General features: G+C 44.3%; 17 protein-coding genes. All 17 read right to left on the bottom strand.

What is annotated here, in order from left to right:
- Positions 1–15: 15 nt before the first annotated feature.
- Positions 16–747, bottom strand: a complete 732-nt coding sequence (locus tag NT140_06060; GenBank protein MCX5831436.1) for an acylneuraminate cytidylyltransferase family protein — start codon at positions 745–747, stop codon at positions 16–18.
- 33 nt (positions 748–780) lie between these two features.
- Entirely contained in the window at positions 781–1,809 is a 1,029-nt protein-coding gene (locus NT140_06055; GenBank protein ID MCX5831435.1) for a Gfo/Idh/MocA family oxidoreductase, read from the bottom strand.
- A 77-nt stretch (positions 1,810–1,886) separates the two neighbouring features.
- A complete protein-coding gene (locus NT140_06050; GenBank protein MCX5831434.1) occupies positions 1,887–2,912 on the bottom strand; it encodes a nucleotidyltransferase family protein in 1,026 nt (341 codons plus the stop codon).
- A gap of 58 nt (positions 2,913–2,970) precedes the next feature.
- A complete protein-coding gene (gene neuC, locus NT140_06045) occupies positions 2,971–4,134 on the bottom strand; it encodes a UDP-N-acetylglucosamine 2-epimerase (protein MCX5831433.1) in 1,164 nt (387 codons plus the stop codon).
- 150 nt (positions 4,135–4,284) lie between these two features.
- Positions 4,285–4,629 carry a hypothetical protein gene (locus NT140_06040; GenBank protein ID MCX5831432.1) on the bottom strand — a complete coding sequence of 115 codons (345 nt, stop codon included), beginning with the start codon at positions 4,627–4,629 and terminating at the stop codon, positions 4,285–4,287.
- A 57-nt stretch (positions 4,630–4,686) separates the two neighbouring features.
- The gene (gene neuB, locus NT140_06035) at positions 4,687–5,685 is read right to left on the bottom strand and encodes an N-acetylneuraminate synthase (protein ID MCX5831431.1); all 999 of its coding nucleotides are present in this window, start codon (positions 5,683–5,685) and stop codon (positions 4,687–4,689) included.
- Positions 5,678–6,271 carry an acetyltransferase gene (locus NT140_06030; GenBank protein ID MCX5831430.1) on the bottom strand — a complete coding sequence of 198 codons (594 nt, stop codon included), beginning with the start codon at positions 6,269–6,271 and terminating at the stop codon, positions 5,678–5,680. Before NT140_06030 ends, neuB begins: the two co-directional genes overlap by 8 nt.
- Complete coding sequence (locus tag NT140_06025) at positions 6,268–7,410, bottom strand: LegC family aminotransferase (protein MCX5831429.1); 1,143 nt, start codon at positions 7,408–7,410, stop codon at positions 6,268–6,270. The genes NT140_06030 and NT140_06025 overlap by 4 nt, the downstream gene beginning before the upstream one ends.
- Complete coding sequence (locus tag NT140_06020; protein ID MCX5831428.1) at positions 7,403–8,401, bottom strand: NAD-dependent 4,6-dehydratase LegB; 999 nt, start codon at positions 8,399–8,401, stop codon at positions 7,403–7,405. The genes NT140_06025 and NT140_06020 overlap by 8 nt, the downstream gene beginning before the upstream one ends.
- Positions 8,402–8,568: 167 nt before the next feature.
- Complete coding sequence (locus tag NT140_06015) at positions 8,569–9,447, bottom strand: N-acetylneuraminate synthase family protein (GenBank protein MCX5831427.1); 879 nt, start codon at positions 9,445–9,447, stop codon at positions 8,569–8,571.
- 51 nt (positions 9,448–9,498) lie between these two features.
- Positions 9,499–10,557: a radical SAM protein gene (locus NT140_06010; protein ID MCX5831426.1), complete on the bottom strand. Its 1,059-nt coding sequence runs from the start codon at positions 10,555–10,557 to the stop codon at positions 9,499–9,501.
- Positions 10,558–10,581: 24 nt separating this feature from the next.
- On the bottom strand, positions 10,582–11,805 hold the full coding sequence (locus NT140_06005) for a DegT/DnrJ/EryC1/StrS family aminotransferase (protein MCX5831425.1): 1,224 nt from the start codon (positions 11,803–11,805) through the stop codon (positions 10,582–10,584).
- Entirely contained in the window at positions 11,805–12,572 is a 768-nt protein-coding gene (locus NT140_06000) for a hypothetical protein (GenBank protein ID MCX5831424.1), read from the bottom strand. Before NT140_06000 ends, NT140_06005 begins: the two co-directional genes overlap by 1 nt.
- Positions 12,569–13,063: an HAD hydrolase family protein gene (locus NT140_05995; protein MCX5831423.1), complete on the bottom strand. Its 495-nt coding sequence runs from the start codon at positions 13,061–13,063 to the stop codon at positions 12,569–12,571. The genes NT140_06000 and NT140_05995 overlap by 4 nt, the downstream gene beginning before the upstream one ends.
- Positions 13,064–13,095: 32 nt before the next feature.
- Positions 13,096–14,484, bottom strand: coding sequence for a radical SAM protein (locus NT140_05990; protein MCX5831422.1), 1,389 nt, complete (start codon positions 14,482–14,484; stop codon positions 13,096–13,098).
- Between the two features lie 22 nt (positions 14,485–14,506).
- Positions 14,507–15,739, bottom strand: a complete 1,233-nt coding sequence (locus NT140_05985; protein ID MCX5831421.1) for a hypothetical protein — start codon at positions 15,737–15,739, stop codon at positions 14,507–14,509.
- 68 nt (positions 15,740–15,807) lie between these two features.
- Positions 15,808–16,006 (bottom strand): integrase core domain-containing protein (locus NT140_05980; protein ID MCX5831420.1); only part of this gene is annotated, 199 nt, incomplete at its 5' end.

Below are 16,006 nucleotides of genomic sequence, written 5' to 3'. Positions count from 1 at the left end.
TTCTCTCCACCAGAATCATGCATTATTATTAATTTTCTCAATATTATTCAAAATTGTTTCTGCAAATAGGAAATCAATCTGTTCATCGATTTCCAAAGACTTATAACGGGGCACAATGTAAGGAAGCGTTCTGTCATGATAAAAGCTGCTTTTTTCAAGTAATGTTTCAGTATCCGATATGTAAAGAGAGCCTTCAAAAAAATAAATATCCGCGATGTCCTGGCGTCTAACTGCCTGAGAAAAATCAGGGTACATGAACGGTTTAATAGTGCCAGTTTCTTTGATTACAACATCAAAAGCGGGGTGTGCTGCTTCAACTTTGCTGACACCCACAATTGAATCGGCTATTGCTCTTTTCGACTCCAAGATTTCTAATGCAGCATCGATGTCGTCTGATTCTGTGAGAGGCGACGTAGGTTCTCTGAGAACAATATAATCGAATGACTCTCCAGCATTTTTTAAAAAAACTAATGTATGTTCGATTACCGAAAATGTTGTGGCAGTATCGGTAGCTAACGCTGCAGGCCTGATAAATGGAACTGAAGCTCCATACTTTTCAGCTATTTTTGCTATTTCGAGATCATCTGTTGAGACCACGATCTTATCTATATATTTTGATGCTTTTGCCGTTGCTATCGGCCACGCCACTAAAGGCTTGCCACATAGGGTTAGTATGTTCTTTCCGGGAAGACCTTTGGAACCGCCCCTTGCAGGCACTATGACGAGGACTCTTTTATTATTAATCATTAGATTCCTTCACGATTTACACCCATGCAATTGTTATGATTGCCATTTTTCAAATTCAAGATAACGTCCAATTTTATCCGATTCCTCAACCTTATACAGCAACTTCAACACATTGTGATCGTTTTCCATCGTATTAATGAATGGAGCCTTGCCTTCCGCGGCATTGATGAACGCCTTCAACTCATCAATGTACATATTTTCGCCGATGTTCGGATTATATCCCGCCTCAGCACTCATCATCTGATACTCGATGGTCTGCCATTGTCCGCTTTTCGGATCGTAAATCTGAATATTATTTTGGTTCCAATCCCAGAGTAATTGTTTTTGATCGCCGTTGACCAAGAGCCTCCGCGTGGCGTTGCGGGATACGACGTCAATCGTGATCGTTGCCAGACATTTTTCATAATCGAGGAGGAAATTATAGGTGTCATCTATTTTTTCCGCACCTTCGATGTTGATTGTTTTCCGCACGTTGCCGCACACGCGCTGGGGAAAGCCCAGGACGTGCGTCAGCCAAGACAACTCAAAGGGCACAATTTCCCGCGCTCCGCCAGTTGCCGGATTGGAGACGTAATAATCGCTGACCTTCTCGTAGGTGTGCCAATCGGGAAGATACTGACCGGAGTGGAAAATGATGTTGGATATCGTTCCCAAATCGCCGGACCTCATGATGGCCATGATCTGTTTGATTGCCGGGTGGAAAGTCAAGGTAGCTGAAGGCGCTGCAACGATATTCTTTGCCTTCACCAGCTCTTTTATCAAATTCATGTCAGTATCCACGACACTGGCTTCAACAAAAAAGTGTAATCCTTTTTCTGCGGCCATTTTCATGTAAACATGATGAGCATCCGGCGGGACGGAAATGATAAAAGCGGTAGGCTTGAATTCTCGGATTGCCTGTTCAATATCGGCAAATGTTTGAATCCCATATTTTTCTTTGCTTTCTAAACGCCTGTCCTCACGCTGGTCAAAGCCTGCAACTGTCGTAATACCAAGGGCCTTGAAACAGCGTACCCTGCGTTTTCCCATAGATCCTAAACCGATAATTAAGAAATTCATCATTAATGTTCCTTTTAGAGTTTATTGTTGAGAATTCTCGGAACAATCGCCTTGACAGAAATTCATTTGGAGACACTTCATCACAATTCACCCCGCGCCTGCCGTAGTTGCTGGGGGGACCCAATATCAAGCCACTCCTTTTCTACGGGAAAGGTTCCACAGACCAGATTATTCTTGATGGCATCTTCGAACAGCGTCGTAATGGGAAAATAGGTATTCTTTGGAATGGCGGATATAGCCTGTGGTGACAGCACGTAGATTCCCGCATTCACCATTTTTTCAAGAATAGGTTTTTCCTCCAAGCCTGCCAATCTATTATTTTGTATTTCGATACATCCATAGGGCACTTGGTGCAAATAGGGATGTATCCCCATTGTAGCGTAAAAATCGTTTTGACTGTGAAATTGGATCATTTCGGTAAAATTGGTATCAACAATCAAGTCTCCGTTCATGACCAGCAAAGCTTGCTCAGGGATCTTCGGTAAAAGGGAAATGGCGCCGCCGGAGCCAAGAGGTTCATCCTCGTGAAGGTATTCAATCTTTGCACCATATTTTGAACCATCTTTAAAATAGTCCTCAATCACATGTGCCAAATGGTTGACTGAAAGAAAGATTCGACGGATTCCATAACTGACAAGGTGCAGGACGATCCGTTCCAGTATAGGCCTGCCTGCAACCCTAATCATTGGTTTGGGTATATTTTCAGTCAATGGCCGCAGTCTTACCCCTTGTCCGCCTGCCATCACAATCGCCCAATTTGGCAGTGCGACACGCCCCAGGATATCGTGCAGAAGATGAAGCCCAATCACTTTGCCCTGTTCATCAACGATTGGAACCTGCCCAAATCTTCTGGCCTGCATGACATCCAATACTTCGGCTCTGGGTACACTTGGCAGCACATAAAAGCAGCTTCGATTTATGTGCGGGGATACAGAACTATCCAGGGAGCAACCTTTCACCAAAGCCTTCCGGACATCGCCGTCAGATATTGTCCCTATCAGCCTGAATTCAGTGTCAACCGCAAGCGCAATACCGGCACCGGTGATGTCCATGTTTCGCATACATTCGATAAGGCTGGCGTCTGGACTGATATAATAATTTTTCATGGTCTTATCTCGATTACGCTCTTAAACATCATTTCCCCATTTGAAGCTATTTTCGTGGTCAGGACAACCTAACATCATGGAAGGTTTTTTTAGTAATACCCAAGATATCTATCTTTTCAAGCAATCCGACAATTGTTACACAGGTGCCCGTTCGGTCGTAGGGATTTGATATGCCGGAAAGGCTCTCCTGAAAGGCAGGAGATAACGCACGGTCTATTGTTTGCCGGATTGCATTGGCGTCTGGTGAGCAATTCAATGTGCTGGCTGCTTGTATGCGTCCTTTCTGTCTGTCGCCGATATTGACTGTAGGAATTTTATAAGATGGCGCCTCCACGATACCGCTGGAACTGTTGCCAATAACAGCGGTTGCATACTTCATGGCTGACAGATACCGGTGTGCACCCAGTGAGGCCGCCGCAAGACAGCGTTCGGGCTGCCTTTCTGCATATTTGTCAATCAGGCGGTTGATTATACGTCCGTCCGTGTCTGCATTGGCCTTTGTAAAGATCACATTGTATTCGGGGAATGAATCCAGGGTATCCAGTAGTGACTGAAATTGTCCTTCAGAGGTGTTCTTTTCCAAGGTCACCGGGTGAAAGGTCACGAGGAAATAGGGCTTTTCAAGGATGAATCCGATAGATTCGGACAGTTCGCTACGTTCCATGAGTGACATACACCGGATGTTTTCAACACCAAGGGCACCGACGTTGAACACACGGTCCGGAGCCTCCCCCATCTGGATGATACGCTGACGGTATGCTTCGCAACTGGCAAAATGCAGGTGCGACATTTTCGTGATGGAATGACGAAAAGCCTCGTCAATAGCGCCTTCCGTGGTCTCGCCTCCATGAATATGGGCAAGAGGGACCCGGCAAACCAGGGCCGCGGCAGCCATGCAAAATGTTTCAAATCGGTCGCCAAGTACCACTATCATATTGGGCTTCAGTCTTTGGAGCGCCTCGCCGTAGCCGATCATGGCGAGTCCCATGGATTTGCAGATGGCGGTTGGGGTGTCACTGGACAGGAGTATTTCTACGGTTTCATCAGGTTCAAAACCGTCCGCCCGGATTTCCTGGATCGTCATTCCAAACTCAGGGGACAGGTGCATGCCACTGGCAAGAATCTGCAACTCAAGGACTTCAGTAGCCTGAATTTCTTGAATCACCCCGCGTAGCAAGCCATACTCCGCCCGGCTGGAGGTGTAGATGCATATTTTTCTCATTTTTTTGCCCACAGATTTTCAGCAATTTCTTTGTTGATCCCTGACTGTCTCCAAATTGAGCTTAAAGTTCCCTGCGGGATGCTTCGCTTATTCCGGGGAACAATCACGACCCTTATCCGCCCTGCATAAGCACCTTCAAAAACATCCTCCTTACTTCGCCTTTTGAGCACGATACCAACTTGATTCAGTATCCACGCCACATCCTGACTCGTGAGATTTATAAGCATACTGATAATTCAGAGGAATGGCGCGAAACGTCTTTTCCGATGATTCATCCTCCGGGAAAAGGAATCCTTTCAATTCATCCATGGGAACAGGCCTACTGATCTCTTTCTGACGGCCTTCGGAAACCATGTATTCAATATATGTCTCAATCGCACGCTTCAAACCGTCAAGGGCTTCCATCTTACTTTTGCCGCAGGAAGCCACATCCAATTCCACGCACAATGAAGCATATTGACTACCTTCTTTCTTAATCAAGCAAGTGATAGTCATAGCAATCTTCCTCCTTATTACCTTAATTTATCAAACCTTTTTTAGTTAAGGCCCTTGTCATATCAGATCATCCTTTTCATAATCTTTTTGTGCTACCTGCCCCAAAACTTCATTCCAACGCATGGGAGAGATGCCGGCGCCGGGGCGTTTGGCTGTGTTGTTATCAGCACTGAACAGTTCGCCCGTCTTGATTGGTTGGGTCGCCACCAGCGACTTTCGCGCAATGGGCTTGTTTTTTACTTCACTCGGGCTGGGGTATTTGATACCATCGCCGAGAGCTTTTTCAATGTTTCGAATTGCCTGCACCATCGCCTTCAGCTCATCGGGCTCTAGGCTGGCTTTATGGTCGGGCCCCGGAAGGTTTCGATCCAGGGTAAAATGTTTTTCTATTATGGTTGCACCAAGAGCAACGGCGGCAATCGGAACTTCGATGCCGGGTGTGTGATCAGAATAGCCAACCTCGACTCCGAAGGCGTTTTTGATTGTGAGCATAGCCAAGAGATTGACATCCTCAAACGGGGTTGGGTATTCGGTGTTGCAGTGAAGAACGGTAATGTTTTCCATTGGCGTTCCGGATTCGGTAAGTACATCCAAGGCATCTTCGATTTCACCCAGATCGGCCATACCGGTGGACAGGATCAGCCGTTTTTTCAAAGCCCCAAGTTTTCTAAGATAGGGCAGGTTGGTGATCTCCCCTGAAGGAATCTTGAAGATTTCCAACCCCAGACGGTTCAGCAGATCAATGCTTTCCAGATCAAAGGGCGTTGAGAGAAATTGGATGCCCTTGTGTTTGCAATAATGTTGTAGCTTGGTGTGCGCCGTTTCATCCAGCTCCAGCTTTTTGACCATCTCTAATTGGGATTCATCTGAGTCGGTGGTTTCCTTCTGGTAGCTGGCTTTGGGTGCATTCACGGCAATGACTTTCTCGGCCTTGAACGTCTGAAATTTGACAGCATCCGCCCCAGCGGCAACGGCCACATCAATGAGTTGAAACGCCATTTCCAGGCTGCCGTTATGGTTCACGCCGGCTTCGGCAATGATGAAGGTTTTATTCATCGTTCTTGGGTATTAAACTGTTGGCCTTGATAAAACTGTTAGCAGGTATTGATGTGTATTCCTTTGATACTGCGCCACTGCCGAAAAAAGAGCCACTACCGATGGTTACCCCTCCATTAACGACCGCACCCGTTGAAATATGGCAGTGATCTTCAATGACGGCATCATGTTCTACAAGGGCCTTGGTATTGATAATGCAATTTCTGCCAACCTTCGCCTCTGCATTGATTAGGGCATGGTGCATCACGATGGTTCCTTCGCCAACTTGGGCATGGGGGGAGACATAAGCCAATGGGGATTGAATCACGGGAAAACGTGCGCCCATCTGTATCAAGTCATTAAGAAGTTCTATGCGGCGGGTTGGGGATTTGATCTGCCCCAGCGTGATCAGTACATTGGGGTAAGACTTGATCAATTCCGCTAAATCGGCATCTGAGCCGATCACGGGATAATCCAGAACGTTGTGCTGTTTTTTTTCAGGCACATCCACAATCCCGGCAATGGTAAAGCGGCCTTCCTGTTCGATCACGTCAATACATGACTTGCAATGGCCGCCGCCACCGATCAGGATGATTTCTTCTTTCATATCCGCACACTGCTGGGGATATTGACCAGCCGGTCTTCCAGCCATTGGGCGTTATCAAGTGATGTGCACTGACAATGGCGATACATGGGAAGGTTGGACATAAGTGTCCAAACGGGCCGTGCTTGGGTGCCTTTCCCCGTGGCATAGGCAAGAAACTCATCCCGTTCCTGTCTATCTTTTAGCACAATGGTATTAAGCCAATAGTTAGACCGGGCGTGAGCAGGTTCTACGATAAATGATATGCCGATCTCCTGAAAAAACTGGTTATACATCTGCGCTGTAGCACGCTTGTTTTCTAAAGCCCCGGCAAAGCATTCCATCTGGGCACAGCCCACGGCGGCATTGATATTCGGCATACGATAATTATAGCCAACAGCATCATGAATAAATTCCCACGGGTGTGGCTTTTTGGCCGTTGTGGTCAGGTGCTTGGCCTTTGTCGCAAGGGTTTCATCGTCTGTGATGATCATGCCGCCGCCGCCTGTGGTCACGGGTTTGTTGCCGTTAAAGCTTAAAATACCGATATCCCCAAATGTGCCGGTATGCTGCCCCTTGTAAAAACTTCCCAGCGCCTCGGCGGCATCCTCAATGACCGGAATATGGTATTTCTGACAGATTTCAATAATCTCGTTGATCCGCACTGGATGACCAAAGGTGTGCATCGGCAAGCATGCGGCGATCTTTCTGCCGGTTGTTTTATTGTAACACCGTCCATCTGAATTCAGAATGCCGTTATTTGTTAGAAAATCATTCAGTTTTTCCGGATCAAGTCCCAGGGTTACTCTTTCCACATCCACAAATACCGGCTGCGCGCTACAGTAGGAAATGGCATTGGCTGTGGCGATAAAAGTCAAAGGCTGGGTTATCACCTCATCTCCGGGCGCTACTTCGGCCAAAAGGAGGGCTACATGCAGCGCTGCGGTTCCAGTGGAGACAGCGATTACATACTTTGCTCCGGTGAGCTGCCGAACTTCATCTTCAAAACGAATGACATATTGTCCCACATAGGACACATAGGTTGTATCAATACAATCAATGAGATATTTTTTTTCATTCCCTAAAAATCGCGGTGCATGGAGGGGGACTGGATTCTCCGTCGGATAAAGGGATTTAATGAAGCTTACGATCTTTTCAAACATTATAGACATCCCATTTATAGCGCCGCAGATTTTCTGCGTCCCTGAACCATGCGATGGTTTCCCGGATTCCCTGCTTCAGCGTATATGCCGGCTGCCACCTTGTTAACCTGCAAATCTTTTCGTTACTGCCCAGGAGCCGTTCCACTTCACTTTCTTCAGGACGCATACGAATATCATCAGAGACAATCGTGGCCGTTGGGTTGATCTGGGCGATGATCTCGCGGGCAAGCTGCCCGATGGAAATCTCCTGTTGCGAGGCAATGTTTATCTCTTCTCCAATCGTGGCTTGTGTCTCTGCAATCGCAATAAAACCGGCCACGGTATCCTTGACATAATTAAAGTCGCGGGTTGGATGAATGCTGCCCAGTTTGATTTCTGTTGCGCCAGCCAGCAACTGGGTAATGACGGTGGGGATGACGGCACGGGCCGATTGACGTGGCCCATACGTATTAAAAGGCCTGACAATGGTCACCGGGGTATTGAAACTGCGATAAAAGCTTTCCGCTATCCGGTCTGCCGCGATTTTGGTGGCGGAATAGGGTGATTGCCCCTGCAAGGGATGCCGCTCATCAATGGGAACATATTGCGCCGTTCCATAAACTTCTGACGTTGATGTGATCAGCACCCGCTTGCAACCGGTATCGCGCGCCGCCTGCAGCACATTCAATGTGCCTTTGATGTTGGTATCCACGTAGCTGTCCGGGGAGTGGTAACTGAACGGAATGGCAATAAGTGCGGCCAGATGAAAGACCATGTCCATCCCTTGCATGGCCTTTCTCACCCCATTGGGATCGCGGATATCCCCTGCAAACACATCGATCTTATCCAGTTTATCTTTGGGAAACGTATCCAGCCAACCCCAATTATTAAAAGAGTTATAGAACACAAAAGCCCGTACCTGACACCCTTTGTCCAGTAAACCCTCCACCAGATGGCTGCCAATAAATCCATCGGCGCCGGTGACTAATATTTTTTGGTTTGTTAAATCCATGGTTGTCTTTGTAAGGTTTTGATACTTCTCGGGGGCAAACTATTTACGGCTAATTTTACATCGTGACAGTCCTTGATAAAGGCAAGAATTTTTACGGAGGTTTTCAAGGGTGGAATGGACGATCACGACAGACAGCGCTTTTGCAAGATCTATCACACTGCCACCTCTTACCCTCTCAGTTTCTTTCGAATCTGAATTTCGTTTTCTGTCAACCGCTTCACACCATCTCCCAAGCAGACGCTAACCTGTTTCAATCTCCTGTGGAGGAGGTCCATGGCATGAACTTCCAAGCTTGCAAACTGATCCGACCCCCACATGTTGTGATCCAGCGTGATATGCCTCTCGATTATCCTGGCGCCAAGCGTAACCGCTATCACAGAGGGCTCCAAGTCATATTCATGTCCGCTATAACCAACCACACAATCATATCTTTCTTTAAGAAATTTTATCGTCAACAAGTTCAATTCTTCAGGTGGGGTTGGATATGTAGAATTTGTATGCATCAATACGAAATTACCGCGTGCAAATTCGTTCAACACCGCAACAGCCTCATCAATTTCCTCGACCGTGCTCATTCCTGTTGACAAAACCACAGGCTTGCCAGTTTTTGCGGCAGCACGTAAAAGATCTGTTTCAACAAGCTTCGCGGACGGTATCTTGATGAAAGGCACGTTGTAACGGAGAATGAATTGCAGACTCGGCAGGTCCCATACCGAAGTTGTCCAAAAAATCGGCTTCTCTCGGCAATACTGGTTGATATATGAGTATTCCTTCTCGCCAAACTCGACTCTGTGTCTGTATTCAAGATAAGTCATTTTCCCCCATGGAGTATCCCTGATCACAGTTTTCTGGTGGTCAGGAACGCAGATTTCCGGGGTTCTCTTTTGAAACTTGACACAATGCCAGTTGCACGCGAAAGCCGCATCGATCAGCTTCTTTGCTATGCCTAATTCCCCGTTGTGATTCAAGCCAATCTCTGCGATCATGAAGACCGGCTCATCATCGCCAACACTGTGTCCGCAAAAATCGAGTTTTTTCTTAGTCATTTTTCCGCTTCCATTTCATAATCTGATAACGAACAACAGAAGGTATCAGATTCACTCAAGGTGCTCGCCTATCAGTTTCATGTCGCAATGCTCAACACACTTAATGCCCTTGCTCACCGCTACATGATCCTTTCGGAATTTCTCGTAAAGTGCGCCATTCCAAATATTATACAACGATTCTATTGCAGCATCGCCAAGCACTATCTCGTTGTTAAAATCTTCCATACACATTGCCGCTTCACCATTCGATTTGATAGTCATCGACATCCACGGGTGTTTGCAAAATTCCGACCAGTGAACCGAATTAGTGCCGTGATAATCTTCACGGTACCACTGCTGATCCTCGCTTTTCATGTATATGTAAACATCCTTGCCTTCAAATAGTTTCTTCAGTTTCGAGAAATCCTCCTTTTGCCATTCCTTGTTAAGATCGAGCATCGTTATTACAATTACTGTTTTGAACCCTTTCTCTTTCTTAATGTCCAGGATCTTTAATATTTTTACATAACTTTCGGTAAAATTGGATGCATTCCCCCTAATTGCTTTATGGCGATCATCATCCACGCTTTCAATCGAGTATTTTATATAGTCCAATCCATTCTCGAACATTTCCATCGTTTTTTCTATGTCAATGTTCGCCGGGTTGCAACTGAAATAAGAATAGAAGTCCTTATCCGCAAGCATTTTCACGTATGCTCCCATGTTCATGTCGAGCAGTGGATCCCCATATCCATGAAGCTGGATGACCTTTGGTATGACATACAGGAAAAAATGATTTTCGCTCATATCAGTCGTTTTTATGCCGTATTTTTCCTGAACGAATCTCTCCCATTCTTCCCATTTTTCCTTCTTGTGTGGTTTCAATTGATCAACAATCTTGCTGAATAGATCGATGTGCATCGTTTTTATGGATCTCGTCATCATCGTAGTCCTGGGGCACATCTCGCATCTCATGTTGCAGGCATTGGTTGTTTCGATGTTGTAAACTACGGGTTCTTTGCTTCTCAAGCTCTCAAGAAAGTGGAGAGCGGCGGGTTTGTCCTTTATTCTTCCAGCTTGAGCGTCTTTCATGAAATCATAAGATTTCATATAAAAATCAATATCAAACATACTTTCTGCTCCGCAATTCTGGATTTACTTTTTCCTGAATCCGTTTATCGTCTTCAAAAGAACCGCTGCTTTTATTTCGGCAAGCTTCGTGTCCCTGTAATTAGTCTTAAACTGCATGATCTTGGGCTGTACTGCTTCCGCGACCGGACACAATCCTTTTTCATATTTGACGTTCTCATAAACCCAAGGGCATCTTTTCGCAAACTGCCTTTCTACGATCATCGGCTCGAGATACGGTACGCTCCAAGCGCCGTATATCCCGTCCCCGCCATTATTTATATATGATTTTCTGAACTCTTCCCATGAAACGCCTATGCTTTTATCACCCTCATACACGACACCTAAAGTATAATAGGTATTCGTATAACATTCGGGAACGAACTGCGGTATAAGGTAATCGCAAGATTTCATAACGTCAACGAAAAAATTCGCTGATTTAATCCTCAAGTCTATCAGATCTTCTATCCTTTCGAGTTGGGCAAGCGCTATTGCGGCATTGAATTCCGGAAGCCTGTAATTCCAGCCAAGAACATCATGCCTCTTGTAATTAGGGTTTTGGAACACATCCTGATTAAGCCGCACTCTTCCTTCATCTGCTTTAAGGTTCTTAAATCCGTGGCCGCCAACCTTGCGTGCCAATTCCGCATATTTCTCGCTGTTTGTTATTATCACGCCGCCTTCACCGCATGATATATGTTTCGTATTTTCGAAACTATAGCTCGCCATTTGGCCAATCGTACCCGCAAGCCGCCCCTTGTACTTGCTCATCACACATTCCGCATTATCTTCTATAACAACAATGTTATGTTTTTTTGCAAGCTCCATTATGGGATCAAGGTCCGGCGGCAAGCCGTATAGCGCTACAGGTATTATGGCCTTTGTTTTTTTCGTTATCTTCCTCGCCACATCCTCTGGATCAATATTGAAAGTTTTTGGGTCAACATCAGCGTAAACAGGTATCGCATTAGCGTGTATAGTCGCGGTTGAATTCATTATCACAGTTATGGCAGGTGATATCACCTCATCACCCGGACCAACTCCGGCAGCTTCCAATGCAGCATGTATTGCCGAAGTTCCTGAATTCATAGCAACAGCATATTTCACTCCAAACTTCATGGCAAACTCTTGTTCGAGAGTATTGTTCCAGTTGCCGCCGGTCGCTGACCAACTCTCTGAGTTTAGAACTTTTTCAAGATATTTCAATTCATTGCCAAGATATTTGGTAGGATTCTTCATTCCTTCGTCCACTATTGTTTCACCCCTTCCTTTAAGACTAATTTGGTCTTAGATCTCTGATTATCCAAGAATCTTTCCTGCAGATACTGATTTATCTTAATAACATCAGGATTTTCATCAAGGAACTTTACAACATCCCTTAATGTAAATGCCGGATTATCAGCAAAATGATCAAATATGACCTTAAAGAACTTTAAATCATCATTATAATCCAGGGTCATCCTGATTTCCGGCCGCTGAAGCACTTTAGGGATATTCTCAAGCACTTCAGTCTTGAATAGACCAGTATCCAGAAAATAAACCCACATCATCTCAGTTTCTGCTGAGTCCTTTATATCGCAAACCTTATTCAAGGCAGCGACCTTGATCCCGTAAGTAAACCCCCCACATGGCACATTCTTGCCTTCTATGAAGTCGGCACCCCTTCTTTCAAACTGTTCAAAAGCTAGATCTACAAGTTCTGGATCACACAACAGATCATCGCCATCAGCGGTCACAAAGCACTCAACATCGTATTTTTCCGCAGCACCCTTCCATCTCATCAGCTTGTCTTCGGCACTTCCCCGGAAGAACAATATCCCATTTCTTTTCGCTATCTCACACAGAATATCATCTTTCTTAGATTCTGTAGTGCACAGCACTACAATCTGCGCCTTTTTAGATCTTTTCGCCCTATCAATCACAAGCTCGATCGTTGATCTTTCGTTGATCTTTAGCAGCGCTTTTTCAGGAAGACGTGTAGAGCCTGTCCTGACGGTTATGAAGATCGCCTTATTCATATTTTTCTAACTTTTTTAATAAGGTCAAAGAACTCTCTGACAACGCCATACCCGCCTTTTGTTTTTAGCACCATCTTGGCGACATTTTTCACCTCCGGATAAGCGTCCGCCGGCACTACGGGAAACCCGACATAGCTCATCGCGGCAATATCATTGATCTCATTGCCTATAAAGGCTACGTTATCCTTATCGATATTATTTTCAGCCAGATATTTCTTCAAGACGTCCAATTTATCACCTATACCTTGAAGGCACGGGATCCCTATTTTTTCAGCCCTGGCTTTGACAACAGGATTGGTCTCCATTGAAATTATCACCTGTTTGATGCCCATTTCCTTCATTCTGCTTATGGCTAAGCCGTCGGAGCGGTTGGCGAAAACCGCCTCAGTGCCGTTTTGAAGAACCAGCACCCGGTTGTCGGTCATGACGCCGTCAAAGTCATAGACGATCAGGTCAATCGCTGCGGGCGTCAGATCCACGAATCGCTTCATCTTATCTCCATAAATGTTTCTACATTAAGATATTAGATCTGCCGAAAGCCTCTAAAGTTATAATCCTTTTTAACATACAAATCTTGAACCTGCTGTACTACTGAATCCAATTGTTTTTGATAATAATTTCTCAAAAGAGTCGTGTTTGCTTCGAGTAATGCCATATGGAATTCATCATCCGTTAGCTCTGTGAAATTCACACTTAACAGATCAGAGTTTAAATGTTTATTTTCATAAAAATCCTCACAATCCCTTAGTAGCCCCCTTTCGATCGCGTAATAGTAGAGAGCTGAACCTGGATAAGGTGTAACCGGTCTAATGGTACGCCGCTGTGCACCGTCATCGTATTGAAGGAGAAAATTTACACCCTTATTGAGAGTATCCCTGTTCTCGCCAATGTTCCCAAAAATTATATTGAAACCTGGACTTACTCCTGCATCCAATGTAGCTTCTATTCCCTTGATGACCATTTCCGTAGTCAAATACTTATTCATATTCTTCAGGATCTGATCGTCCATTGCCTCAATTCCATAATTAATAAAAACACAACCCGCACGTTTCATGAGCTTCAAAACTGCAAGTTTAGCAAAATTCAGGCGCCCACTACAGAACCATTTAAATTTCAGCTTGGCCGTTAGAAATGCTTCACAAAGCTCTGTAGTTCGCTTTGCCGAAGACATCAAAAGCTCATCTGCAAATTCAATATATGTTATCCCGTAACTTTGCTGAAGAAATTTAATTTCATCAACAATAGCTTCAGCCGAACGCGGCCTAAAACCCTCATCCATGCGATAGCAGAAATTGCATTTAAATATACAACCACGCCCGGAAAGAAGGGGCATCAAAAAATCCGTCGGGCTCGTATGAGGCGCACGCAAGAGCCTATAATAATCAATAGGGAATAATTCATATGCAGGCCAAGGGATTGTATCAATGTCTTTGATGAGCGGCCGGCGTTCATTCACTATTATCTTTTCGTTTTCCCTAAATGCAATACCCAATATTCTGTTTAAGGGTCTACCCTCTTCAATAGTTTTAACTAACTCACGCATCGTCATCTCACCTTCACCAATAACAATCGCATCAGCACCTGTTTTATTGAGAAAATATTCAGGCTCCGGTGAAGGTCCATGTCCACCAATGACGAAGAATGGGCGATCTTTCGACATATTGATTGCTTCAGACAGTTTCAACAATTTACGGTATTGATAATATCCACCGATGACGCCAATGCCAATCATATCAAAATGGTTATTATCCAAATACCATGTTAAATGTTCTTCGGGATAATGTTCCTTGTCCTGGCTGTATATAGAAATTTCATGTCCCTCTTTTTTCAAAACAGCTGCAATATACGCAAGGCCAAGGGGGAAATAATGCGTATAAGAATCATTATCATAAACAACTAACAGAATTCTCATTATCAATTACTCCTCGTTAAAGCTATGTTTTGCTATTTACTGATTGTAAAACCACGGCTGAAGGGTGACTGCTTTTATTATATGCCTTTTTCAGAACTCTGTCGCGCCATGTGCTTTGATCGAGCTGTGAGTATAGCTCTTTAAATTCCTTAAACAATAATTCAGGGGTAACCGGGATTTTTGTGCTAAATATTCTTTGCCTATCATTTGCAAAAGACCAATTTCTTCCTTCCTCTAACCCATATCGATGTATATTTGGTAACTGGAATATTAAATAGGGAATGTCACTAAACAAAGCAATTGTATTGATTCCAGATGCAATTCCCATATAGAGAAGTGATGTGCGTATCAGCGCAAAGTCTTCAACTAAAGAAGTCCCATGATCTTTTGCAATTACTACATTTTCCCTCTCTCTTAGGCCGTCGAACACCTCTTCTCTAAGCCCGATAATAATGAACACTAATTCCGGAAAAGCTATCTTACACCTATCCATAAAAGATAACCACACTGCAGGATCAGCATTGCGAATAGGATCATGCGATGTCATTTTTAAGGATAGTGCTATTGATATACTTCCTTCAGGCAAGTAATTTAAGTAAAACCAGCGCGCCCAGGATTGATCCCGTTCTCCTATTCGAAGAAAAGGGATATGCCCATAACTATCAAAAAACTCCTCTATCATTTTCATTTCAGAGGCAGCAGAATCATAATAGTCATACGTTTCTCCTAAATGTTGGCTCAATGGAGGAAATATATCATAGCAATCATAATTCATTTTCAGGAATCGATAAAACTCCCTGCGTGAGTTAAATTGGTAAACTGTTCCAAGATATGGACATGTGCTATACAAAGGCAGATATTCCAGTGAATACTCTTGATGGTTTTCAGGTGTAATTGGATCGCCAAGAAATTTTGTACGTTTGCCAAGCGGTTTATCTCGATCATAAACAACACAAATGTCAATCTCTTCAGCGTCATATTTAATCTTAAGAATGCTTAGCGTTTCTATAAAAACCAAAGGATCCCCAACATCCCAAGGAAGTGACTTGTAATCCCAGATCCCTAAAATACGTTTCTTTGCAAAATTAGGAACCAGAATTAATTTTGCCAAATAATAATAAAATCTTGGGTTTACTGCCAAAGGAAATCTAATCATTCTAAAGCGCTGCCAGCACATATAACCTAATATGTTAAATAATCTTCCAATACCATGCTTACGGACTTTATGGTATAGCTTATCAAGCTTGTTTAACAAGTTTCAAATATCCTTTAAAATAGATCTATCTTTAATGTGTGATGGTCAAGACCTCAGGCGACAAATATTCAGGCCCCTATGCAGACTTGAAGTTTTTCATAGGGTGACTGTCCTTTGATGCCACCATGAGGGCGATGTAGATTATAATAGTTTTCCCACGTGGCCAGTTTTTCGTTCAGATCTACATCGTCTGTATATGTCAAAAGCTGATAAAATTCATCTTGATCTGTTCTATGAGAACGCTCCACCTTGCCGTTAAGTCTCGGT

Source organism: Deltaproteobacteria bacterium (assembly GCA_026388415.1).
Lineage (GTDB): Bacteria > Desulfobacterota > Syntrophia > Syntrophales > JACQWR01 > JAPLJV01.
Note: the sequence above shows the minus strand (reverse complement) of the source record. Positions and strands in the feature narration are given on the sequence as shown.